The sequence below is a fragment of the Bradyrhizobium stylosanthis genome, from assembly GCF_001641335.1.
In the GTDB taxonomy this organism is placed as follows: Bacteria; Pseudomonadota; Alphaproteobacteria; order Rhizobiales; family Xanthobacteraceae; genus Bradyrhizobium; species Bradyrhizobium stylosanthis.
Genome location: NZ_LVEM01000002.1, coordinates 1,460,093 through 1,482,415 on the forward strand (window position 1 = coordinate 1,460,093; position 22,323 = coordinate 1,482,415).

The 22,323-nt window shown below is 65.7% G+C and carries 25 protein-coding genes and 1 riboswitch; of the genes, 10 read left to right on the forward strand and 15 right to left on the reverse strand.

Annotation, left to right across the window (positions count from 1 at the left end; all coding sequences use genetic code 11):
• Positions 1-142 precede the first annotated feature (142 nt).
• From A7X65_RS18775 to A7X65_RS18785, 3 genes are all read right to left on the reverse strand, one after another.
• On the reverse strand, positions 143-1,006 hold the full coding sequence (locus tag A7X65_RS18775; protein ID WP_063687280.1) for a 23S rRNA (adenine(2030)-N(6))-methyltransferase RlmJ: 864 nt from the start codon (positions 1,004-1,006) through the stop codon (positions 143-145).
• A gap of 193 nt (positions 1,007-1,199) precedes the next feature.
• A complete protein-coding gene (locus A7X65_RS18780; protein WP_063687281.1) occupies positions 1,200-1,892 on the reverse strand; it encodes a ribonuclease T2 family protein in 693 nt (230 codons plus the stop codon).
• A 119-nt stretch (positions 1,893-2,011) separates the two neighbouring features.
• Entirely contained in the window at positions 2,012-2,473 is a 462-nt protein-coding gene (locus A7X65_RS18785; protein WP_063687282.1) for a hypothetical protein, read from the reverse strand.
• A 182-nt stretch (positions 2,474-2,655) separates the two neighbouring features.
• On the opposite strand from A7X65_RS18785, the gene A7X65_RS18790 reads away from it, so the two are divergent.
• Positions 2,656-2,949, forward strand: coding sequence for a hypothetical protein (locus A7X65_RS18790; protein ID WP_063687283.1), 294 nt, complete (start codon positions 2,656-2,658; stop codon positions 2,947-2,949).
• 45 nt (positions 2,950-2,994) lie between these two features.
• A complete protein-coding gene (locus tag A7X65_RS18795) occupies positions 2,995-3,525 on the forward strand; it encodes a DUF3617 domain-containing protein (protein WP_063687284.1) in 531 nt (176 codons plus the stop codon).
• A gap of 162 nt (positions 3,526-3,687) precedes the next feature.
• On the opposite strand, the gene A7X65_RS18800 is transcribed toward A7X65_RS18795, so the two are convergent.
• Genes A7X65_RS18800 through A7X65_RS18810 form a run of 3 tightly spaced genes read right to left on the reverse strand, consistent with a single transcriptional unit; the run spans position 3,688 to position 6,365 of the window.
• The gene (locus A7X65_RS18800) at positions 3,688-5,076 is read right to left on the reverse strand and encodes an ATP-binding protein (RefSeq protein ID WP_063687285.1); all 1,389 of its coding nucleotides are present in this window, start codon (positions 5,074-5,076) and stop codon (positions 3,688-3,690) included.
• Positions 5,077-5,094: 18 nt separating this feature from the next.
• The gene (locus A7X65_RS18805; RefSeq protein WP_063687286.1) at positions 5,095-5,826 is read right to left on the reverse strand and encodes a response regulator; all 732 of its coding nucleotides are present in this window, start codon (positions 5,824-5,826) and stop codon (positions 5,095-5,097) included.
• The gene (locus A7X65_RS18810; protein WP_063687288.1) at positions 5,823-6,365 is read right to left on the reverse strand and encodes a MarR family winged helix-turn-helix transcriptional regulator; all 543 of its coding nucleotides are present in this window, start codon (positions 6,363-6,365) and stop codon (positions 5,823-5,825) included. Before A7X65_RS18810 ends, A7X65_RS18805 begins: the two co-directional genes overlap by 4 nt.
• Before the next feature lie 340 nt (positions 6,366-6,705).
• Here A7X65_RS18810 and A7X65_RS18815 point away from each other — a divergent pair, with 340 nt between their 5' ends.
• The 5 genes from A7X65_RS18815 to A7X65_RS18835 all read left to right on the forward strand — a co-directional run bounded on the left by A7X65_RS18815 (position 6,706) and on the right by A7X65_RS18835 (position 11,160).
• Positions 6,706-7,788: a branched-chain amino acid aminotransferase gene (locus tag A7X65_RS18815; RefSeq protein ID WP_063687290.1), complete on the forward strand. Its 1,083-nt coding sequence runs from the start codon at positions 6,706-6,708 to the stop codon at positions 7,786-7,788.
• 217 nt (positions 7,789-8,005) lie between these two features.
• Complete coding sequence (locus A7X65_RS18820; RefSeq protein WP_063687292.1) at positions 8,006-8,530, forward strand: YegJ family protein; 525 nt, start codon at positions 8,006-8,008, stop codon at positions 8,528-8,530.
• Between the two features lie 187 nt (positions 8,531-8,717).
• Positions 8,718-10,238, forward strand: a complete 1,521-nt coding sequence (gene hisS, locus A7X65_RS18825; RefSeq protein WP_063687294.1) for a histidine--tRNA ligase — start codon at positions 8,718-8,720, stop codon at positions 10,236-10,238.
• Between the two features lie 92 nt (positions 10,239-10,330).
• Positions 10,331-10,585, forward strand: a complete 255-nt coding sequence (locus tag A7X65_RS18830) for a tautomerase family protein (RefSeq protein WP_283806164.1) — start codon at positions 10,331-10,333, stop codon at positions 10,583-10,585.
• A gap of 182 nt (positions 10,586-10,767) precedes the next feature.
• A complete protein-coding gene (locus A7X65_RS18835) occupies positions 10,768-11,160 on the forward strand; it encodes a thioesterase family protein (RefSeq protein WP_063687296.1) in 393 nt (130 codons plus the stop codon).
• Between the two features lie 89 nt (positions 11,161-11,249).
• Here A7X65_RS18835 and A7X65_RS18840 read toward each other — a convergent pair whose 3' ends face one another.
• The 3 genes from A7X65_RS18840 to A7X65_RS18850 all read right to left on the reverse strand — a co-directional run bounded on the left by A7X65_RS18840 (position 11,250) and on the right by A7X65_RS18850 (position 14,222).
• The gene (locus A7X65_RS18840; protein ID WP_063687298.1) at positions 11,250-12,611 is read right to left on the reverse strand and encodes an NAD(P)H-dependent oxidoreductase; all 1,362 of its coding nucleotides are present in this window, start codon (positions 12,609-12,611) and stop codon (positions 11,250-11,252) included.
• A gap of 81 nt (positions 12,612-12,692) precedes the next feature.
• The gene (gene proC, locus A7X65_RS18845) at positions 12,693-13,517 is read right to left on the reverse strand and encodes a pyrroline-5-carboxylate reductase (RefSeq protein WP_063687819.1); all 825 of its coding nucleotides are present in this window, start codon (positions 13,515-13,517) and stop codon (positions 12,693-12,695) included.
• A gap of 204 nt (positions 13,518-13,721) precedes the next feature.
• Positions 13,722-14,222, reverse strand: a complete 501-nt coding sequence (locus A7X65_RS18850; protein ID WP_063687300.1) for a type III secretion system chaperone family protein — start codon at positions 14,220-14,222, stop codon at positions 13,722-13,724.
• A gap of 408 nt (positions 14,223-14,630) precedes the next feature.
• Positions 14,631-14,805: riboswitch (FMN riboswitch) on the forward strand.
• A gap of 75 nt (positions 14,806-14,880) precedes the next feature.
• Between A7X65_RS18850 and A7X65_RS18855 the strand changes: the two genes are divergently transcribed.
• On the forward strand, positions 14,881-15,441 hold the full coding sequence (locus tag A7X65_RS18855; RefSeq protein WP_063687821.1) for a 6,7-dimethyl-8-ribityllumazine synthase: 561 nt from the start codon (positions 14,881-14,883) through the stop codon (positions 15,439-15,441).
• 118 nt (positions 15,442-15,559) lie between these two features.
• On the opposite strand, the gene A7X65_RS18860 is transcribed toward A7X65_RS18855, so the two are convergent.
• From A7X65_RS18860 to A7X65_RS18885, 6 genes are all read right to left on the reverse strand, one after another.
• Positions 15,560-16,513 (reverse strand): ribose-phosphate pyrophosphokinase, encoded by a 954-nt coding sequence (locus A7X65_RS18860; protein WP_063687301.1) that lies wholly within the window; start codon positions 16,511-16,513, stop codon positions 15,560-15,562.
• Positions 16,514-16,706: 193 nt separating this feature from the next.
• Positions 16,707-17,324 carry a hypothetical protein gene (locus A7X65_RS18865; protein WP_063687302.1) on the reverse strand — a complete coding sequence of 206 codons (618 nt, stop codon included), beginning with the start codon at positions 17,322-17,324 and terminating at the stop codon, positions 16,707-16,709.
• Between the two features lie 102 nt (positions 17,325-17,426).
• The gene (gene pgeF, locus A7X65_RS18870; RefSeq protein ID WP_063687303.1) at positions 17,427-18,194 is read right to left on the reverse strand and encodes a peptidoglycan editing factor PgeF; all 768 of its coding nucleotides are present in this window, start codon (positions 18,192-18,194) and stop codon (positions 17,427-17,429) included.
• Positions 18,191-19,309, reverse strand: coding sequence for a class I SAM-dependent methyltransferase (locus tag A7X65_RS18875; RefSeq protein ID WP_063687304.1), 1,119 nt, complete (start codon positions 19,307-19,309; stop codon positions 18,191-18,193). Before A7X65_RS18875 ends, pgeF begins: the two co-directional genes overlap by 4 nt.
• A gap of 21 nt (positions 19,310-19,330) precedes the next feature.
• Positions 19,331-20,173: a prolipoprotein diacylglyceryl transferase gene (lgt, locus tag A7X65_RS18880; RefSeq protein ID WP_063687305.1), complete on the reverse strand. Its 843-nt coding sequence runs from the start codon at positions 20,171-20,173 to the stop codon at positions 19,331-19,333.
• Between the two features lie 15 nt (positions 20,174-20,188).
• The gene (locus tag A7X65_RS18885; RefSeq protein WP_063687306.1) at positions 20,189-20,920 is read right to left on the reverse strand and encodes a dienelactone hydrolase family protein; all 732 of its coding nucleotides are present in this window, start codon (positions 20,918-20,920) and stop codon (positions 20,189-20,191) included.
• A 168-nt stretch (positions 20,921-21,088) separates the two neighbouring features.
• On the opposite strand from A7X65_RS18885, the gene A7X65_RS18890 reads away from it, so the two are divergent.
• Both A7X65_RS18890 and A7X65_RS18895 read left to right on the forward strand, forming a co-directional pair.
• Positions 21,089-21,340, forward strand: a complete 252-nt coding sequence (locus tag A7X65_RS18890; RefSeq protein WP_007596812.1) for an accessory factor UbiK family protein — start codon at positions 21,089-21,091, stop codon at positions 21,338-21,340.
• 250 nt (positions 21,341-21,590) lie between these two features.
• Complete coding sequence (locus A7X65_RS18895) at positions 21,591-22,310, forward strand: 50S ribosomal protein L25/general stress protein Ctc (protein ID WP_063687308.1); 720 nt, start codon at positions 21,591-21,593, stop codon at positions 22,308-22,310.
• Positions 22,311-22,323 lie beyond the last annotated feature (13 nt).

Below are 22,323 nucleotides of genomic sequence, written 5' to 3' on the forward strand. Positions count from 1 at the left end.
CCGGCGGGATCTTTCTTAGGCCTTCACTCCGCCGCAACCATTCGCGGAAGCGGAACGTAAAGCCAGTCACGGAAACAGCATAATACGGTTCTTTGCAGATTGACTATGGCTACTGCATATTTTTCCCAAGAATGCCGGAGTGTTACGACTGTTTGGGTACCTCTAATCGGAATCTGGCAGCACCACCCTGGCCGAGCGGCATTTCCAGCTCGGGCAGGATAGTCTTGAGCTCGCCTTGCAGCGTGTAGGGCGGATTGACGATCAAGAGCCCGGTCGAGGTGAGAGGCCCGCCATCGGCTTGCGGTGCAGCGCTGAATTCAAGGCGCAGGCATTTGCCCGGCGGCTTTGCTGCGGCTGCGAGGCGCGCCACGGATTGCGCCAGCGTGTCGGTGGCACGCCGGCTCTTGGCGGGATACCAGATTACATAGATACCGGTCGGCCATTTCGTGAAGGCTGTCGCGAACGCTTCGCCCAGCCGCTCGAACTCGTCCTTTGCCTCGAACGGCGGATCGATCAGCACGAGTCCGCGCCGTTCCTTCGGCGGCACGAAGGCCGGCAGCGCCATCCAGCCGTCGAGATCGACCACGCGCGCCTGCTCGTCGCGGCGCAGCACGTCGATCAGCGCCTTGCGCGCCTTCGGCTCGAGTTCGCAGGCGACGAGGCGGTCCTGTGGTCTGAGCAGGCCGCGCGCAATCAGCGGCGAGCCCGGATAAGCCTTGAGCTCGCCCTTCGGATTGAAGGCGCGAACGATGTCGAGATACGGCTTGATCAGCGCCACGGTGTCGTTCGACAGACGCGCCTGCATCAGCCGCGCGATGCCGGTCAGCCACTCGCCGCCACGCCGCGCCTCGTCGCTTTCGAGATCGTAGAGCCCGGCACCGGCATGGGTGTCGATGACACGAAACGCGGCCGGCTTGTCCTGCAGATAGGTGATGATGCGCGCCAGCACGATGTGCTTGATGACATCGGCGAAGTTGCCGGCATGGAAGGCGTGGCGATAGTTCATGGGAAGAGCACTACGCCACGTGATGGCCTGAGCAAAGAGGCACGATCACGTGTCCTGGACGCGGTGCAACGCGTGAGCGCTGCGGCGCAGAGCCGGGACCCAGGGACCACGGATTCCTGTGCAGCATGGGCCCCGGCTCTGCAGCGCATCGTCAAAGAGACGCTGCGCTGGGGCCAGGGCACGAGCATTTGCTCTACCCACCCCTGATCGGCGGCATCGTCACGTGGTCGCGGCGGCAGGCGCGGCGGTCGATTTCCTCGCAGGCGCGGAATTGCAGGTCCTTGCTGAGGCAGATGCGCACCTCGGACAGCCGCGTCCGGTTGCAGGTGACCGAGACGGCAGCACTGCTGAGGCCCGGATTGGCCTTGATGAAGGCCTCCTCGACATCGCCGGGCGCGACCGTCTTGGCCTGCGACAAATCGAGATATTCGGCCGGGATCTTGATCGCGGCGCGCGCCTTGCGGATCGTCTCGAAATAGCTGCGATCGGCGAGCCCCGAGCAGGTGCCGTGCTTGTCCCACTCGTTGAAGATCAGGCCCGGTGCCGGCATCAGGTCGAGCATCGAGGAGACGATGCTGCGATTCAGCCGCGGCGCCGGCCGCTGGCAATATTCCGGAAAGCCGTTCTCATATTGCGGCCACAGCCCGTGCACCACGAAGGCATAGGGCCGGCCGCTGCACTGGATCTGCGAATTGCGGCCGCGCTCGGCGGCTTCCTCGCAGAACGAGGGCGACCATGACAGCGACAGCACATAGAAATCGAATTCGCCGGGCGCGTTCTGCCGCTTGTCCTGCGCCTTCGCGCCGCCGGCGAGGGTTGCCAAGGCGGCAGCGAGGGTCAGCGAGATCATCAGGCGGGAGAACGAATGCAATCTGGAATGAAACATGGCAACGCCCCTCAACTAGACTGTGCAAACGAGCCTAGCAGGCAACAGGAACATTTCAAGAACAAAATTGTCGCCAGTGCCGTCCGGCCGCTTGATCGGGCCGAATCAGGCGCAGGGCTTCACGGCTTGGCGGCGCGGCAGGCCGGGTTGTAGGCCCAGTTGCGGTCGAGCCCGACCACGCACCATTCGACACCGTTGCCGTAGCCGGCAAAGCCGCCGTCCTCGATGATCGAGAAGTGCACCTTGCGCACCTTGCCGTCGGTGAGCATGGCCTCGCCGGTGCAATAGCGGCGCGGAATGTTGTCGGACTGCCAGGGCCGGAAGGCGACCTCGTGAACGGCCGAGAAGCCCGTGATCTTCAACGGGGAATTCCAGAAGGAGCTTTCCTTCTCCCAGAACTGGGTGGCGATCGTCGGCAGCGCCTTGTCGCAGTCGGCGACGGCGCCGTCATAGCGCGGCCCGCTCAGCCAGAAGTTCAGCTCCAGCGGATTGGCGGCCTTGGCCTCGCCGAGCGAGAGCGCCCCGAACATGAGGCCGAGCAGGGCGGCGAAGCGGAGCGATTTCAGGGTGAGGGCGCGCATGGGCAATCCGGACAGCTGGGTCTTGCGAAGCCCGGACGGTGCCGCGAAGGCCAGGGGAGGTCAAGTGCAGCGCGGCAACACTTGGCCAGGAGTTGATCATAACGCCGCAGCCGCCGCCCTTCGGTTCTTTTCACTTCCGTCCCGGCACCGTAAACTGGCGCCAACCAATTGGAGTGACGGGAATGCGAATCATTGCGGCCGCGGGCCTTCTTGCCCTGGGTATGATGGCGAGCCAGCCGGCGCGCGCCGATCTCCTCCCGGTGCCTCCGTTCAAGGGCAACGACACCGGCGGCATCATCGCCTATTCGATGGCGACCCAGGTCGATGCGCGGCAGGTCGCGGTCGATCACTGCGCGCGCTACGGCAAGGTCGTCAAATTCCTGGGCGTGCAGGCCTATGAGGGCGGATACATCTCGTTCTCCTGCCGCTGGGTGCCTTATGGCGCCGCCGAACGGCCGATCCGCACGCTGTACTGAGGCGCCGTCGCGGCGCCGTACTTTCTCAGCCGGGAGCCTACTCACATGACGCGCAAACTCGCTTTGCTCGGCTCGGCCATTTGCTTTGCCTTGTCGGCAGGCATCGCCTGCGCCGACGATCTGCCGGTGCGCAAGGCCGGCCTCTGGGAACTGAAGCTGGTCACGACCGGCTCGCCCGTGCCCGAGATGACCATGCAGCACTGCACCGACGAGACCGTCGACAAGGAGATGAGCAACAACGTCTCCCCGATGGCCAAGCAGATCTGCGCCAAGCAGGAGATCAAGAAGACCGCGACCGGCTATGTCAGCGATTCCGAGTGCAGCGTCGCCGGCGTCAGCACGACCTCGCATGCCGAGATCACCGGCGATTTCAATTCGGCCTATACGGTGAAGTCCAACTCGCACGCGCAAGGCGGCGTCGCCGGCGCCGCGGGGCGCGATAGCACCATGACGGTGCAAGCCAAATGGCTGGGCGCCTGCAAGGCGGACCAGAAGCCCGGCGACATCGTGATGCCCGGCGGCTTCAAGATGAACGTGCGCGACATGGACAAGCTGAAGGCGCTGCTGCCGAAGTAGGGCTTGTCGCTCCGAAGCCGCTGCGCTCCCTCGCCCCGTTCTTACGGGGAGAGGGGGCCTCTCTCCGCGAATGAGATCGTCGAGGGACCTGTACCCCCTCACCCGAATTCGATCTGCGATCGAATTCGACCTCTCCCCGCAAGCGGGGCGAGGTAAGAAAAGCTACACCGGTATCCTCACGCTCGCCCGCAACCCGCCCATCGGGCTGTCACCCAGCGTGATGTCGCCGCCATGCGAGCGCGCGATGTCGCGTGCGATCGCGAGGCCAAGGCCGGTGCCGCCTTCGTCCTGGTTGCGCGCGTTGTCCAGCCGCAGGAACGGCTTGAACACCTCTTCGCGCAGATGGGCGGGAATGCCGGGGCCGTCGTCGTCGACCGTGACGGTCAAATAACGGTGATCGCGCTGGCCGGTGATGGCGATCGCCTTGCCGTAGCGCGCGGCGTTGGTGACGAGGTTGGCGAGGCAGCGCTTGAACGAGGCCGGCTTCACCGTCACCACGGGCAGGCCGTTGAAGGCGACGGTCGCGGTGTGGCCGTGGCGCTCGGCGTCGCTGCGCAGCTCCTCGAGCGCTTGCGCCATGTCGGTCGGCTGCGACTGCTCGCCGGAATCGCCGCGGGCGAAGGCGAGATAATCCTCCAGCATCATCGACATCTCGTCGACGTCCTTGCGCATGCCTTCCATCTCGGGGCTGTCGCCGATCAGCGCCAGCTCCAGCTTGAAGCGGGTCAGGATGGTGCGCAGATCGTGGCTGACGCCGGCGAGCATCGCGGTGCGCTGCTCCATCGTGCGTTCGATGCGCGATTTCATCTCCAGGAATGCGACCGCCGCGCGCCGTACCTCGCGCGCGCCGCGCGGCCTGAAGTTCGGCGCCTCGCGCCCCTTGCCGAAACTCTCGGCGGCGTCCGCAAGGCGAAGGATCGGCTTGATCTGGTTGCGCAGGAACAGCACCGCGACGATCAGCAGGATCGAGGACGTGCCGACCATCCAGAACAGGAAGATCTCCGAATTCGAAGCGTAAGCGGCGCTGCGCTGCGCGAACACGCGCATCACGGCATCGTCGAGCTGGATGCGGATCTCGACCAGGTTGGAGCGGCCGACGGTGTCGATCCAGAACGAGCGCCCGATCTGGCGGCCGAGCTGCACCGACAGCGTCTGGTCGAGCAGCGAGAAGAACGGCTTCGGTCCCGGCGGCGGCATGTCGCCGGCGGGCAGGAAGTCGACGACGAGGCCGAGGCGCTGCTGGGCGATGCGCTTGATCTGGTCGCGATCCTTGTCCTGCGGATAGCCCTTGTAGACGTCGATCAGCGCGGCGATGTCCTGCACCACCGCGGCCGACAGGCGGCGCGTCACCGTGTTCCAGTGCCGCTCCATGAACACGAAGGCGACGACCGACTGCAGGATCACCATCGGCACGATCATGATGAGGAGCGCGCGGGCATAGAGGCCGGTCGGCATCCAGCCCTTGAATGCGTTGCCCATCCAGCCGTTCGCGGCGGAAACGCGGCCCGCCGCGCTCTTGAGCAGCGTCAGGCTGGTGTCGATCGTGCTCATCGGTCGCGGTTCACTGATCTATGGCGAGGCCACCAGGCGATAGCCGATGCCGCGCACTGCCTGCAGGAACAGCGGATTGGCGGGATCGGTCTCGATCTTGCGCCTGAGACGGTTGATCTGCACGTCGACTGCGCGCTCGTTGACGCTGCCATTGCCGGTCAGCGCGCTGCGCGGCACGGTCTCGCCCGGCGTCTCCGAGAGAATGCGCAGCATCTCGCGCTCGCGGTCGGTGAGGTGGATGACCTCCTCGCCCTGGCGCAATTCGCCGCGATCGAGATGGTAGACGTAGGGACCGAACGCGATCTTGTCGACCGCTGCGGCCTGCGGCGGCGGCGCGGCGCGCTTGAGGATGTTGTTGATGCGCAGCGCGAGCTCGCGCGGCTCGAACGGCTTTGCGACGTAATCGTCGGCGCCGATCTGCAGGCCTTCGATGCGTGCTTCGGCCTCGTGCCGCGCCGTCAGCATCACGATCGGCACCGAGGACGAGGTGCGGATGAAACGGGCGAGGTCGAAGCCGGTCTCGCCGGGCATCATGACGTCGAGGATCAGGAGATCGAAATGCAGGCCGAGCAGCTTCGAGCGCGCATCGCCGGCGCTTGCGGCTGTTGTCACGCGATAGCCCTCGGCGGCGAGGAAGCGCGAGAGCAGATCGCGGATGCGGCGGTCGTCGTCGACCAGCAGCAGATGCGGGGCGTCGTCGGCGGGCTGCACCGGCGGACGGGCGAGCGTGGCTGCGAGCGGCACGGTCACTCCTTGGCGTCGTGGTTGACGGAAGCGAAGATCGTCTCGAGCACCTTGTCCGGATCGTCGCGATCGATCATGGCGCGCAGGAAGCGCTTCACCGTCTCCGCATCCTCGGGACTCATCTCGGCGAGCGCCTTGGTGATCCGCGTGGTCTGCAGGCCGGCGAGCTTCTGCACCAGCGTCTCGCCCTTCGGCGTCGCGTAGAGCAGGCGCTGGCGGCGATCATTGTCGCCGGTCTTCTGCACGATGTAGCCCTCGTCCAGGAGCTGCTTGAGCACCCGGCCGAGCGACTGTTTTGTAATGCGCAGGACGTCGAGCAGGTCGGCGACCTTCAGGCCGGGATAGCGATAGACGAAGTGCATGACCCGGTGATGAGCCCGGCCGAAGCCGAACGCCTCCAGCTCCTGGTCGGGATCGCCGACGAAATCGCGATAGGCGAAGAACAGCAGCTCGATGATATCCCAGCGCAAATTGCCTCCATCGCCTGCGGCCGGCCGCGGCTCGGCAGCGTCTTGAGAGGAAGTCGCGAAATTTATGTCAGGCATATTGACGTATCTTGGGTTCAATGTTACAAAACGATCGACCCGCACGAAATTTTAGATCGTTCCGCGTCGGGTGGCATCGTAGCAGGGCGGCCAGAGAGAGCCGGACAGGCGGCGACGGCCGAAGCAGATCTACCGTGCGATTGTCGAGCGGCATTTCGGCAAAACATACTGGACTTCCGCCTTCCGCAAAAGCATGTCCTCGGCGGACATGCTGGCCACGGAAACCGGCCGTAACATGGCTGGCGGCGGTCCGGCCAGAAACCCAATCAAGCCAGCCGGGCCCGGAAGCGGGCAGGCGGGCGCCAGAACAGCGCCGCTACCGGCAGCGGGAGGCAAGGACATGACTATGAAATTCGACATCCAGCCCGCAACAAATCCGACCCCCGAGAAGGACCGCGTCGCCAAGCTGGTGGACCCCGGCTTCGGGCGGGTCTTCACCGACCACATGGCGATCGTCCGCTACAACCAGGCCAAGGGCGGCTGGTACGAGGCGAAGATCGAGGCACGCGCCAACTTCCAGATGGATCCGGCCGGCGCGGTGTTGCACTACGCCCAGGAAATCTTCGAAGGCCTCAAGGCCTACAAGCGCGACGACGGCGGCGTGAACCTGTTCCGCCCCGACGCCAATGCGCGGCGCTTCATGGACTCCGCTGACCGCATGGCGATGGCGCAGATCCCCGAGGACGTCTTCATCGAGGCGGTCGAGCAGGTCGTGCGCATCGACCGCGCCTGGATGCCGGGCGGCGAGGGCAGCCTCTATCTGCGTCCCTTCATGATCGCGAGCGAGACCTTCCTCGGCGTCAAGCCGTCGTCCGAATACATCTTCGCGGTGATCGCATCGCCTGTCGGCTCCTACTTCAAGGGCGGCCCCGCCCCGGTCTCGATCTGGGTGTCGGAGAACTACACGCGCGCCGCGATCGGCGGCACCGGCGCCGTCAAGTGCGGCGGCAATTATGCCGCGAGCCTGCGCGCCCAGGCCGAAGCGATCCAGCACGGCTGCGACCAGGTCGTCTTCCTCGATGCGGTCGAACGCAAGTACATCGAGGAGCTCGGCGGCATGAACGTGTTCTTCGTGTTCGACGACGGCTCGCTCTCGACGCCGCCGCTCGGCACCATCCTGCCCGGCATCACCCGCGATTCCATCATCGCGCTCGCCCGCGATGCCGGAAAGACGGTGCGCGAGGAGCCGTACTCGCTCGACCAGTGGCGCAAGGATGCGGCCTCGGGCAGGCTGAAGGAGGCCTTTGCCTGCGGCACCGCCGCCGTCATCTCGCCGATCGGCAAGGTGCGTTCGGTCAGCGGCGATTTCGAGATCTCGGGCGGCGCCGCCGGCCCCGTCGCCATGGGCCTGCGCAAGCAGCTCGTCGACATCCAGTACGGCCGCACCAACGATCCGCACAACTGGATCCGCAAGGTGTTTTGAGGCCTCGTGTCCCGGGCGCGGCGCAGCGCTCCTTCAGCGTGCGCCGCAGAGCCGGGACCCATGTCTCCGCAGATGGACCCCGGATCAGCAGCGCACCACGCCGCGAAGTCGCGGCGCGTTGCGCAGCATCCGGGGAACGCCAGCCGATAGTCATGAACGCCTCACTATGACCACGCGACAAAGCCAGGACACAACGAGCATCCCTGGAATCGCGATCATGGCAACCAAACTCTCCCAGCCCATGAAATGGGTCGTTCTCGCCGCCATCACCGGCATCTCCGTTTTCGGCATCCTGACCATAGGCCCGACGCACGAGGTCGCAGCGCAAGACCGCTCGCCGATCGTCGACGTCCGCACCACGGATCCCGAAATGAACGCCGCGATCGCGCGCGCTCGCGGCACGCTCCCGGCCTTCTGGGCTTCTTACGAGGCACCAAAACCGTCCGAGACCGGCCATGCGCTGAAGGTGCGCTTTACGACCCGCAAGGGCGGCGAGCACATCTGGATCGGCGAGGTGAAGAAGCAGCCCGGCGGGACCTATTCGGGCCTGTTCGCCAACGAGCCGCGCGATCTGCCGGGCAAGCATGCCGGCGACCAGGTCAAATTCACCGAGGCCGACATCTCGGACTGGATGTTCATGCGCAACGGCAAGATCGTCGGCGGCGAAACCATCAAGCCGACGCTGAAATCGCTGCCCAAGGCGGATGCCGATGCCCTGAGGGCAAGGATGGAGCAGCCGTAGGCGCTTTCTTCCTTCTCCCCTTGCGGAGAAGGTGGCGCGAAGCGCCGGATGAGGGGCTGTCTCCACGCGCGATCGTGCTCCCGGATAGAACCCCTCACCCGCCTCGCTCCGCGAGGCACCCTCTCTCGCAAGGGGAGAGGGGAAAGGCACCGGTTGCCGCGACCGGCCCCGGCTGGTAAACGCCCGCATGGCCGAAAAACCCAAAAAACCCCAGAAACTGAAGGCGCGCCTGCCGCGCGGGCTCGAGGATCGCGATCCCGCCGCGATCCGGGCGACGCGCGAGATGGTCGAGAAGATCCGCGCCGTCTACGAGCTCTATGGTTTCGAGCCGGTGGAGACGCCGGCGATGGAATACACCGACGCGCTCGGCAAGTTCCTGCCCGACCAGGACCGCCCGAACGAGGGCGTGTTCTCGTTCCAGGACGACGACGAGCAGTGGATCAGCCTGCGCTACGACCTGACCGCGCCGCTCGCCCGCTATGTCGGCGAGCGCTACGGCACCGACGGCCTGGTCCTGCCCTATCGCAGCTACCGCGTCGGCTACGTCTTCCGCAACGAGAAGCCGGGCCCCGGCCGCTTCCGCCAGTTCATGCAGTTCGACGCCGACACGGTCGGCTCGGCGACGCCGGCGGCGGACGCCGAGATCTGCATGATGGCCGCGGACACGATGGAAGCGCTCGGCATCGCGCGCGGCTCCTATGTCGTGAAGGTCAACAATCGCAAGGTGCTCGACGGCGTTCTCGAAGCCATCGGGCTCGGCGGTGACGAGAACGCTGCGCGCAGGCTGACGGTGTTGCGCGCGATCGACAAGCTCGACAAGTTCTCCGCCGACGAAGTGCGCAAGCTGCTCGGCCCCGGACGATGGGATGGCGGCGAGGAAGGCAAGGGCGACTTCACCAAGGGCGCCAATCTGAGCGAAGCCGAAGCCGACGTCGTTCTCGCCATCACCAAGCCGCGCGAGGATTGGAAAGAGGCGATTGCCGCGGCGGAAACCTACCTCGCCAAGAGCCAGGTCGGTCAGGCCGGCGTGAGCGAGCTGGAAGAGATTGCAAAACTGGTCACGGCGTCGGGTTACGGCGCGGACCGTATCAAGATCGATCCGTCCGTCGTCCGCGGCCTCGAATATTACACCGGCCCCGTCTACGAGGTCGAACTGCTGCTCGAGACCAAGGACGAGAAGGGCCGCCCGGTGCGGTTCGGCTCCGTCGGCGGCGGCGGGCGTTACGACGGCCTGGTCTCGCGCTTCCGCGGCGAGCCGGTGCCGGCGACCGGCTTCTCGATCGGCGTCTCGCGCCTCCAGGCCGCGCTGACCTTGCTCGGCAAGCTCGACACCCGGCCCGAATTCGGGCCCGTCGTCGTCACCGTGTTCGACCGTGACCGCGTCGCGGACTACCAGAAGATGGTGGCGTCCATGCGCAGCGCGGGAATCCGCGCCGAGCTCTATCTCGGCAATCCCAAGAACATGGGCAACCAGCTCAAATATGCCGACCGCCGCAACTCACCCTGCGTCATCATCCAGGGCTCGGATGAAAAGGCGCGCGGCGAGCTGCAGATCAAGGATCTGATCGAAGGCGCGAAGGCGGCCGCCGCGATCGCCTCCAACCAGGAATGGCGCGAGACCCGTCCGGCGCAGTTCTCGTGCAGCGAAGCCGATCTCGTGGCGAAAGTCCGCGAGGTGCTGGCGCGCCATGACGTGAGCTGGGGCTAGCCATTCGCTGGGATCGTCATGCCCGGGCTTGTCCCGGGCATCCGCGTCCTGTTTGATGCGCTCCTTCATGAAGCACCGGGGTGTGCCCGGTCATCGCGACAGCAGCAGGAAACGGCCGGTATTCGGCCGCAAGGGAGAGAACAATGCCTGAGATCACCGTCAGCATGGCCGAAGGCCGCACCGACGAGCAGAAGGCCGGCATGATGCGCGACATCACGCAGGCACTGGTGAAGAATCTCGGCGTCGACGCCGATGCCGTCGTCATCCAGATCAACGAAGCCCCGCTCCGCCACAAGATGAAGGGCGGCAAGACGTTTGTTGAGCGCGCGGCGGCGGCGAAGAAGTAGGCCCTGCCGGCGGTAGCAACACACGCAACTGTCGTCCTGGCGAAAGCCAGGACCCATTACCCCAAGCGGCAGTTGTTGCGGTAGGTCGTGGTTTCGACCACGCGAACCATATGCAGTCGGGGTAATGGGTCCTGGATCGGCGCTCGCTTTGCTCGCTTGTCCAGGACGACGAGGTCGGCACCATGGACGCACGCGACTTCATCACGACAGGCATGAGCGCCGAGCGCACGCTGGTGGTCCCGGTGGAGCGCACGGTCGGGCATTTCGTGCCGGGCATGCCGATGGTCTATGCGACGCCGATGATGATCCTCGAGATGGAGATGACGTCGGGCGATGCGATCCGCTCGGCGCTCCAGCCGGGCTGGGTCACGGTCGGCACCGAGGTCGACATCCGCCATCTCGCAGCAAGCCTCGTCGGCGCGACGGTACGGACCACCGCGAAGGTGGTCGCGGTCGAGCGCCGCGTCATCCGCTTCGAGGTCGAGGCGTTCGAGGGAACGCGCAAGCTCGGCGAGGGCCGCCACGCGCGCGGGCTGGTGAATGTCGCAATGTTCAACAAGCGGCTCGGGGCGTAGAAGGGCTCGGTGTCGTAGGGTGGATTAGCGAAGCGTAATCCACCAATTTCGATGCGCAACCGAAGAAGCATGGTGGGTTACGGCTTCGCCTAACCCACCCTACGTGTCGCCGCTGACGCATAGAACGCTTCCTGCTCCCTCCGGACACGCACGGCCGGCAGGGTCTCGTCGATCGCCACATCGGCCCAGGTGATGCAGGCGTCCTTCGCGACCGGCCTCGTCAATCGCACATTGTGCGCAAGGCCGAGCGGCAGATAGCCCTTGGCCAGCGACGTGCTCGCCGGCGTCAGCTTACCGAAGACGGTGTAGCCGCCTTCTCCGTCCAGCGTATCTCCTGCGCGCAAATCCTTCTTGGCCGTCGCGGCGACATCGGCGTTGAACGTGGTCGCGACGCCTGTCGCCTCCTTGCGCAGGGCGATCGAGGCGACTGAAATGCCGAGCTCCAGACCGATGAGATGCCACTTCTTGTAGGAGCTCATGTAGCGGCCGCTGGGATCGGTGACGACGCTGTATTCCTGGAAGCAGTTGCGGATGTACTCGCTGTCGCCCTCGAAACAGACCCAGACGCCCTTGCGGATGTCGTTGGGGATCGGTTTGCCCTCAGCTGTCAGGCAGGACACGACTTCGACCTGGCCCTTGGATTCCAGCACGCCACCCTCGGAACGGGGACGCATCAGCGTCGGGATGTCGTCGACCGATCCCGGCGGGAAGGCGAGGCCTTGCGAGGGCGCCTGCAGCCCGGTTGCGTTCGCGATCGCGGCGGATTCGATCGCCGGCTTGGAGCCGTCGAGGAACGCGTTGAACATTTTCGGATTCATGCCGCCGCGCGCGGCTTGCTCGGCGGTGAGTCCCCAGTGATCCCAGACCGTTTCGGGCGTCGATTCCCGATAGTGCGGCATCCACTTGTGGCCGCGGCCCGCCGCCACGACCGGGAAACCGCAGGCCTTCGCCCAATCGACGAGATCGCAGGCGAGCGCCGGCTGATCGCCATAGGCGAGGCTGTAGATCACGCCGGCTTGCCGCGCTTTTTGCGCAAGGATCGGTCCGCAGAAGGCATCGGCCTCGACGGTCACGTTGACGACCGCCTTGCCCGCAGCAAAGGCGCCGAGGCAGTGTTCGACCGCCGCCACGGGGTTGCCGGTGCACTCGGCGATCAGCTCGATGCCGTCGCACTTCACCAACGCCTCCCAGTCGTCGGTCAGGAAGGTCGTGCCGGTCTTGAGCGCATCGTCCAGCGAGCTTGCTGCGAATTGCTCCGCCCGCCAGCCGACCCGGCTCAAGTTTTCGCGGGCGCGCGCGGGTGACAGGTCCGCAATTCCGACGAGATGGACGCCCGGTGTGCGCAAGACCTGATGCAGGTACATCGCACCGAATTTGCCTGCTCCGATCAGCCCGATCCTGATGGGGCGACCGCTGGCTTGTCGTTCGAGAAGTTTCGCGTGGAGGTTCACGGGTCGCTCTCCCTGTCGGCAACAGCCGGGATCGCCTCGCATCCGGCCGCCCATCGGGGCCGAAGCGCGCTCCTGATCTGCCTACTTCGCCAATTCCTTCGACCGCTTCGTCGCCGCCGCGATCGCGCGGATCATCAGATCGCGCAAACCAGGCTCGCCCATCAGCACGCCGAGCGCCGCGGCCGTGGTGCCGCCGGGCGAGGTGACGTTCTGGCGCAGCGTAGCCGAGGGAAGCTCCGACTGGTGCAGCAGCTCGCCGGAGCCGGCGACGGTCTCGCGCGCGAGCTTCGTTGCGAGCGCCTCGGGCAGGCCCGCCTCGACGCCGGCCCGTGCAAGCTCCTCGGCGAGCAGGAACACATAGGCCGGGCCCGAGCCGGACACGGCGGTCACCGCGTCCATCAGGCTTTCATCCTCGACCCATTCCACCGAGCCGGTGGCGCGCAGCAGCGCGTCGGCCACCGCGCGCTGACCCGCGCTGACGTTGTTCGCCGCGACAGCCACGGTGATGCCGCGGCCGATGGCGGCCGGCGTATTCGGCATCGCGCGCACCACGGCGCCGCCGCAGACCTCTTCGAGCGATGCGATGGTGGTGCCCGCCATGATCGAGACCACCGAAGTCTTCTCCGAGACGAACGATTTCAGCTTCGCGCCGGCCTCGCGGAACATCTGCGGCTTCACCGCGACGACCATCGTCTCGACCCGGCCTGCGGCCGTCACATCGGGATTGAGCGCGACGCCCTTGGCGGCGAGCGCGGTGATCTCCGGCGAGATGAACGGGTCCACCACCGCGACGCGGCGCGGGTCGAGTCCGCCCGCAAGCCATCCGGTCAGCATCGCGCCGCCCATCTTGCCGGCGCCGGCGAGCAGGATGGTGCCGGTGATGTTTTGAAGGGTGCTGTTTGCCATCGCTGTCACCACGGTGTCGTCCCGGCGAAGGCCGGGACCCATAACCACGAGTGGTTCTAATGGATGGAGGTGTTGGCAACAAGGATCGCGCGATACGGTGAAATCACGCGGTATGGGTCCCGGCCCCTGTGCGCAATTGCGCACTAGGCCGGGACGACGATGAGGATGGAGCTATGCTACCCTCACCGTGTGTTCAAGAAAGCCTTACGCCTCACCCACCGTATCGAACATCGCGGCGTCCATGGCCTGTGCGGTGGTCTTGCCGGCCCACACCACGAACTGGAACGCCGGGAAGTAACGTTCGCACGCGTGGATTGCGCCGGCGAGCATGGCTTCGCATTGCGCGGTCGAGGCGGTGAGGCCGCCCGGCAGCACCAGCGCCTGGCGGTGCATCACCATGCCGGTGTTGGTCCACAGATCGAAATGGCCGACCCACAGCTGCTCGTTGACGGCGGCGACGAGCCGCTGCACCTCGCCACGCCGCGCGAGCGGAATCTTCATGTCGAACGCGCAAGCCAGATGCAGCGCTTCGATCTCGCCCATCCAGGTGAAGGAGATCTGGTAGTCGGTCCATTGTCCCTTGGAGACAATGGTCAGCTCGTCTTCGCCGGAGCGTTCGAACGGCCAGTTGTTGCTGGCAGCGATGTCCTCGACCACCGCGAGCGGATGGCTTCTGGAATCGATAGTGCCTTCGAGCAGGGACATGCCGTCTCGACCTCTTGCCTTCTTGTTGTCTTTGATACGCACGCGGTCGGCCCGGCACGCTCCCTCAATGTCGCTGTTGCGATCGCTCGGATCAGCGCGGGCCTGTCGCGGATCAAGTGATGTGATTTGCGGAATCTGCGCAACGGGGTCGCGAGTCCGTCCACAAGCCAGGACTCGTTCGTCCACAGCTCATCTCCGCCACAATTATTAACGCAGCAGGGTCCCGATCCGGATGGAGGAGAACAAACCGGAATCGGATTCGAGCCGGCCGGCCAATCGTTAATTCCGCCCCGCGAGGCCGCTCCCGCCGCGCCGGCATGGGACCATGCGGATTCCCCATGCGGAACACGCTTGCTGCGGCCGCCGCGCGGCGTCATATTTCGCCTCAGGCCGTTCATTCCGGACGGCCGATGTTCTCAGGGCGGGGTGAAAGTCCCCACCGGCGGTAAGGGCCGAAAGGCCTAAGCCCGCGAGCGCCTTCCTCGAAGGGGTTTCCTGAAAAGGATTTTCCCGAAGGGAAGGGTCAGCAGATTCGGTGCAACTCCGAAGCCGACGGTTAAAGTCCGGATGAAAGAGAACGGTCGGTGGCAGACGCATCGTCAGGATGCGGCTGTTTGTCGTTCCGTGTGCCCTGATTCTGGTCCTCGAGAGGAAAGCCATGAATCAGATGTTGCAAGATCCCCAAACCGAAGCTTCTGAAGTCGCTCAACCGCCGGTTCCACAAGACCCGGTGCGGGAGCATCCACGCTTTGCCAAGCCGCAGCGGGTGGCCTTCGTGCAGGCCTGCTGGCACCGCGACGTGGTCGAGGAAGCCCGCATCGCCTTCATGAAGGAGGCCGAGGCGCGCCACCTCACCCATGTCGACGTGTTCGAGGTGCCGGGCTCGTTCGAGATCCCGCTGCACGCGCAGCTCCTCGCCAAGACGCGGCGCTACACCGCGATCGTCGCGGCCGGCCTCGTCGTCGACGGCGGCATTTATCGCCACGAGTTCGTCGCCGACACCGTGATCAAGGCGCTGATGGACGTGCAGCTGCGCACCGAGGTGCCGGTGTTCTCGGCCGTGCTGACGCCGCAGCAATTCCACGAGACCGAGGTGCACTACGATTTCTTCCGCAGGCACTTTGCCATCAAGGGCGTCGAGGTTGCGGCTGCCTGTGCGGAGACGTTGCACGGCCTGGAGCGCCTGCGCGGCCAGGTCGCGGCGGGGATCGTCGGGTAGGCACCCTGCCGTAGGGTGGGCAAAGCGCAAGCGTGCCCACCACCTCCCTACAAGAAGAAAAGGTGGGCACGGCGCTTCGCGCCTGCCCACCCAACGAGACCTCTAGGGATCGGAGAAGCTAGTCGAACAGGCTCGACACCGACTCTTCTGCGGCGGTGCGCGCGATCGCGTCCGAGATCAGGCTGGCGATCGGCAGCGTGCGGATGTTCGGCGCCTTGGTCACCGCTTCCGTCGGCAGGATCGAGTCGGTGATCACGAGCTCCTTCAGCCGGGAGCCCGCGATGCGGGCGGCCGCGCCGCCGGAGAGCACGCCGTGGGTGATGTAGGCGTAGACGTCCTTGGCACCCTTGGCGATCAGCGCGTCGGCCGCGTTCACCAGCGTGCCGCCGGAGTCGACGATGTCGTCGACCAGGATACAGCTGTAGCCGGAGACGTCGCCGATCACGTTCATGACTTCGGACTCACCCGGACGCTCGCGGCGCTTGTCCACGATCGCGAGCGGGGTGTTGATGCGCTTGGCGAGGCCGCGCGCACGGGCCACGCCGCCGACGTCGGGCGAGACCACCATCACCTTGCTGAGGTCGAAACGTTCGCGGATGTCGCGCACCATCAGCGGGGCAGCGAACAGATTGTCGGTCGGGATGTCGAAGAAGCCCTGGATCTGGCCGGCATGCAGGTCGAGCGTCATGACGCGATCGACGCCGGCATGGCTGATCAGGTTGGCGACGAGCTTGGCCGAGATCGGCGTGCGCGAGCCGGAGCGGCGGTCCTGCCTGGCATAGCCGAAATAGGGGATCACCGCGGTGATGCGGCGCGCCGAGGAGCGGCGCAGCGCGTCGGTGATGATCAGCAGTTCCATCAGATTGTCGTTCGCCGGGAACGAGGTCGACTGGATGATGAAGGCATCCGAGCCGCGGATGTTTTCCTGGACCTCGACGAAGATCTCCATGTCGGCGAAGCGCCGGACCACCGCTTTGGTCAGCGGCATGTCGAGGCCCTGGGCGATGGCCTGGGCGAGAGCCGGATTGGAGTTGCCGGCGACAAGCTTGATGGAGCCGTTCTTGGCCGACATGGACGCTTCCTCCCGCGCTTTGCTGGATACGACGTTCAACATCACAGAATACCCACTGGCAGCACGGTTACGACGGGCGAGGAAATATCAGGCCGAGGCCTGCAATGGCAACCCGGGATGCTACGTTTTCCCTTTGAAATCCTGAGTCGGGCCAACGGCTTGGCTGCAAACTGGGCCCGTGGTTTAGCGGGGGTTATTGCGCGGCATAGCCCAGCGCCGAGGCCGGCATCTCGGGCGCGGGCGCGGCCGGAATGGCGCTCGCCACGGCGGGTCCCCGCAGGCCGGGAGCCGTGTTCGGGACATCTGGCGTGCCGTTGATCATGTTGGAAAGTCCGCTGAATCCGGCCTGGGCGATCTTCCGCAGCACGAGATCGTCGGCAGCTTGCCAAGGATCGCGGCCGCCCTTGGCCGAGGTGGGTTCCTCGCCGGACAGGCGCAGCGCCCGCTGCTGGTTGGCGTCGTAGACGTCCCAGACCCAGGCGATCACGGTCTTGCCGCGCACCACCTGGGCGGAAAGGTAGCTGCGCACGCGATAGGCGGCCGTCCCCTCGCGGGAGACCACGGACAGGCTGCGCAGCTTGGATTCGCTGTCGAGCACGCCGACCATGCGGTCGAACACCTGCGGCGGCGGTCCGTCGATGGACTCGAACGCCACGGTCGCTCCCGAGCCGGTGCTCGGCGCCATCGCATAGGAGTTGGCGGCAGTGCCGCCGCCCCCGGCGCAGCCGCCCAGCGCGGCCGCAGCCGCCAGCAGCATGACCGCCAGCACGCGCGAACCCGCACGGCCCAGGATGAATGACGCGTCCCTCATTATGGAGGGCAGCGATATCGTTAAAACGCATTAACGTCTAGGGCGGCGGCGACACAGGCCACTGTCATCTCGCACCGGAATGACACGGAGTTGCCTGTGTGTTCACGCTTCGAGCGCGATTGCGTGAACGTGGCGGCCGTAATCCGGCTCCTTGCGATGCACCGAGCGGCGGTAGCTGAAGAAACGTTCGTCGGCGTAGGTGTCGAGGCCGAGATCGTCGATCATCAGGATGCCGGCGGCTTCCAGCCGCGTCCGGATGAAGCCGGCGAGGTCGAACATCGCGTGTCCTTCGCGCACCGACGGCATGAAGAACACGGCGTTGTCCGCGTCCGCCTCGATGAAGCGCGCCACGAACTCGTTGCCGACCTCGTAGCTGTCCTGGCGGATCAACGGGCCGATCGCGGCGATGATGCCGCTGCGCGTGGCGCCGAGTTTTTCCATCGCGGAGATCGTCGCTTCGAGCACGCCCGTGAGCGCGCCCTTCCAGCCGGCATGCGCACCGCCGATCACGCGCGCATTGGGATCGACGAACAGCACCGGTCCGCAATCGGCGGTGGAGACGCCGAGCGCGATGCCGGGCGTCTTCGTCACCAGCGCGTCGCCCTTCGGCCGCGGTCCGCTCGGCCACGGCAACTCGGCGACGAGCACGTCGGGCGAATGGATCTGGTGCAGGCTGAGGAAGCGTTCCGGTCCGACGCCGACATGCTCGGCCATGCGGCGGCGGTTCTCCGCAACCAGGGTCTGATCGTCGTTGGAGCCGAGCCCACCGTTCAGCGCGGCATAGATGCCGCCGGAGACGCCGCCTTCACGCGTGAAGAAGGCATGGCGCAGGCCTGGCACCGCCGATAGCAGCGACGAAGTGAGCGTCATCCATTCCCTCCGGCACGTTCCAAATCGCTGAGGCCGGCAATGCCTGTCAGCCGCGGCTCGGAGATGCCGAGCACCTTGAACATCGAGCCCATGCCGCTGCGCCCCGTGTCCGTGAGGCGCTTGAGCGCGACCGAAATGTCGGTGGCGACCTCGGGCGTCGCCTTCTGGATCAGGGCGGCGGCGCGGGTGTCGATGCCGACACGCTTGAGGAAGTCGCCCTGCGTCACCGGACCGTGCACGCGGGCGCCGACGTCTTCCGCCGCACGCGCGAGCGCCTGGAAGTCGACATGGGCGGTGACGTCGGCCTGGCCCGGCGCCTTCAAGGGATCGGTGAAGGTGTGGCGCGCGATCGCCTGGAAGGTGTCGCCGGCGTCGCTGCGCAGATGGCCGTAATCGATGATCAGTGCCGCACCGTCCTGGTCGCGCACGCGCGTGGCGAGCTTCATGACCTCGCCGTCCGGCCGCCATTCGAACACTGCGCCGACGGGCGCGGCGCGCACCAAGGGCGGCAGCAGCACGTCGAAGCGCGGCGTCGGCTCGGCGGCCGCGCCGAACTGCAGCCTGCCGTTCGGATCGATCTCGATCACGCGCTCGTGCCAGCCATTCTCGTGGCGGACCATCTGGTGGATCGGCAGCACGTCGAAATATTCGTTGGCGAGGATGACGCTCGGTCCCTCCGGCACGTCGTCGATGCTGTCGTGCCAGGTGATGTTGCGCACGCTGGACAGCGTCGCAGCCTGCCGCTCGCGCAGCACGGGATTGACCTCGACCATGTGGATGTGGAGCGCCTGGTACAGCGGCGGCAACACGCGGAGCGCGCGCAGCGCATCCGCCATCATGGTGCCGCGGCCTGGGCCGAGCTCGATCAGCCGCAGGAATTGCGGCGAGCCCATCTGCTTCCACACCGAGGCGGTCCACAGTCCGAGCAGCTCGCCGAACATCTGGCTGACCTCGGGCGCGGTGGTGAAGTCGCCTTCACGCCCCAGGGGATCGCGCGAGACGTAATAGCCGTAGCGCGGATGCATCAGGCACAGTTCCATGTACCGCCAGACCGGCATGGGGCCTGACGATTTGATCAGCGCCTTGATCTCGTTGAGTAGCGGCTGTTCGGTCACGGTCCATCTTCTCGAAAGAAATTAACGAATGGCCTCTGCAGGCTTCGGCGCACCGCGCCTCACTGCCAATACAATAAGTACGAGGCCGACAATAAGCATCGGGATCGACAACAGCATACCCATGGTTAATCCGCCCCAGAGGTAGCCGAGCTGGACATCCGGCTCGCGGAAATGCTCGCCGACGATCCGGGCCAGGCCGTAGATCAGGATGAAGCTGCCGAGGATCAGCCCCGGCCGCTTCAGGGCGCCGCGGCGGATCATCACGGCGAGCACGATGAACAGCAGCAGGCCCTCCATGCCCGCTTCATAAAGCTGGCTCGGATGGCGCGGCACGTCGCCGCCGGTCGGAAAGATCATGGCCCAGGGCAGGCTGGGGTCGGCGGCGCGGCCCCACAATTCGCCGTTGATGAAGTTGGTGAGCCGCACCAGGAAAATCCCGATCGGCGCCACGCCGCAGGTGATGTCGCCGAGCGACAGGATCGAGATGCCGTGCTTGCGGGCGAACCACATCACCGCGACGACGCAGCCGAGGAAGCCGCCGTGGAACGACATGCCGCCTTCCCACAATCGGAAGATGGCGGCCGGATGCTCGATGAAGAAGGGCAGGTTGTAGAACAGCACGTAACCGGTGCGGCCGCCGACGATGATGCCGAGCGTCACCCACAGGATGAAGTCGTCGATCTGCACCAGGCTGATCGGCGACGAACCGGACCACAGCCTGTCGTTCTTGATCAGCGCGCGCGCATAGAGCCAGCCGATCGTGATCCCGCAGATATAGCCGAGCGCGTACCAGCGGATCGCGAACGGCCCGATCTGGAGTGCGATCGGGCTGAACGAGGGAAAGTCGATGAGCAGAAAGGGCATCGCGCCTTCTATGGTCTAGACGAGATTGCGGCGGTAGAGCGCCAGCAGCCGCTCCCAGTGCCGCTCGGCGGCGTCGCGGTCGTAGACCGGGCGCTTGGGAAAGGCAAAGCCGTGATGCGTGCCGGGATAGATCTCGACCTCGGCCTTCGCGCCGCTCATGCCCTGCTTGACCTTCTCGATGATCTCCGTGGGCGCGTAGATGTCGGTCTCGGCGCAGGCGAAATAGAGTTCCGCTTTGGTCTTGCTCGCCGCGAGATGCGGGCTGTCGTCCTGATCGGTCGCAAGCTGGGTGCCGTAGACCGAGGCGGCGGCCTTGACGCGATCGGGGAAGTGCGTGGCGGCGTTGACGGCGTAACGGCCGCTCATGCAATAGCCGACGGTGCCGACGATCTTGGTGTTCGCCGCCGCCTGGCCTTCCGCATAAGTGAGCAGCGCGCGCGTGTCGTCCATGATCATCGGGATGGTGAGCGAGCCCATCAGTGCGAACATGCGCTTGCGTTCCGGCGCGTTCGGATCGGCGGGCAGTGCCCCGAGCTCCATCACGCCGGAGCGGTAATACAGGTTCGGCAGCATCACGTAATAGCCCGATGTCGTGAGCCGGCGCGCCATGTCGCGCAGCTCTTCGCGGATCGCCGGCGCATCCATGTAGAACAGGACGACCGGGAACGGGCCGCCACGTTCGGGATGGCTGATGAAAGTTGCGGTGTGGCCGTCCTTGGTGGGGATCGCGATCTGCTGGTCGATCATCTCGTGCGCTTTCTGATTCTTGTTATGCAGGGACGTTGATTACGATTGCAAGGAAACCGGGGCATGACAAGGATACCGCCGCTTCGCCCTTGAACCCCAGGCTGCGGATTGCCATTGTCCTTTTGCGCGTTCGCGCAAAGTTTATCGGCAGGCTGCCAGGAGACCGACATGACCCAGACCAACAACCGGTTTTTCGACGAGATCGGCCGCCTGATGAACGACGCCGCCGGTGCGGCCCAGGGCGTCAAGCGCGAGTTCGACACCGTGATGCGCACCCAGGCCGAAAAATTCCTGCGCGACATGGACCTCGTCAAGCGCGAGGAGTTCGAGGCGGTCAAGGACATGGCCCGCCTCGCCCGCGAGGAGAACGAGGCCCTGAAGGCGCGCATCGCGGCGCTGGAGGCCAAGCTCGGCGGGTAATGCCGGCCCCGTAGCCCGGATGGAGCGCAGCGCAATCCGGGTCAGTTCCGCGCGTGTGACCCCGGATTTCGCTCCGCTCCATCCGGGCTACTCCGTGCCGCCCACCAGCCCATTCTCCTTGTCATTTCCGCATCTTCCGGGTAAAAGCCCGCCACGTCCGCGGCCCCCGCACCCCTGGAGGCTTGCTGTGGACGATGCCATGGGCCGCGCTGCGGCCCATTAACTTTTGCAAAAACAAGGACTTAACGACATGGCGACGACCGTCAAGGAATTGAAGGCGACCGCACGTCCGAAGAGCGGCAAGGGGGCCGCCCGGGCTGAGCGTCGCGCCGGGCGAGTTCCCGGAGTGATCTATGGTAACAACCAGCCCCCCGTCACGATCTCGATCGAAGATCGTGAACTGCGCCAGCGCATCCTCGCCGGCCGGTTCTTGACCACGCTGGTGGACATCGATCTCGAGGGCAAGAAGCACCGCGTGATTCCGCGCGACTACCACCTCGATCCGGTCAAGGACTTCCCGATCCATGTCGACTTCATGCGGCTCGGCGAAGGCGCCACCATCCGCATCAGCGTGCCCCTGCACGTGGTGAAGGCGGAAGGCTCGCCCGGCGTGAAGCGCGGCGGCACCGTCAACATCGTCGCCCACGCGATCGAGCTCGAGTGCGGTGTCGAGAGCATTCCGCAGTACATCGAAGCCGACGTCGGCTCGCTCGAAATCGGTCACTCCCTGCATCTGGCCGACATCAAGCTGCCGGCCGGCGTGAAGGCGCTGACCCGCGAGGACGCGACCCTCGTCACCATCGTGCCGCCGTCCGGCTACGCCGAAGAGCAGAAGGCCGCTGCTGCGGCTGCTGCTGGTGGCGCGGCTCCGGGCGCTGCGGCTGCTCCGGCGGCTGGCGCTGCGGCTCCGGCTGCTGCTGCTCCCGCGGCTGCTGCCAAGGCTCCCGCCGGCGGCGACAAGAAGAAGTAATCTCTCAAAGCTG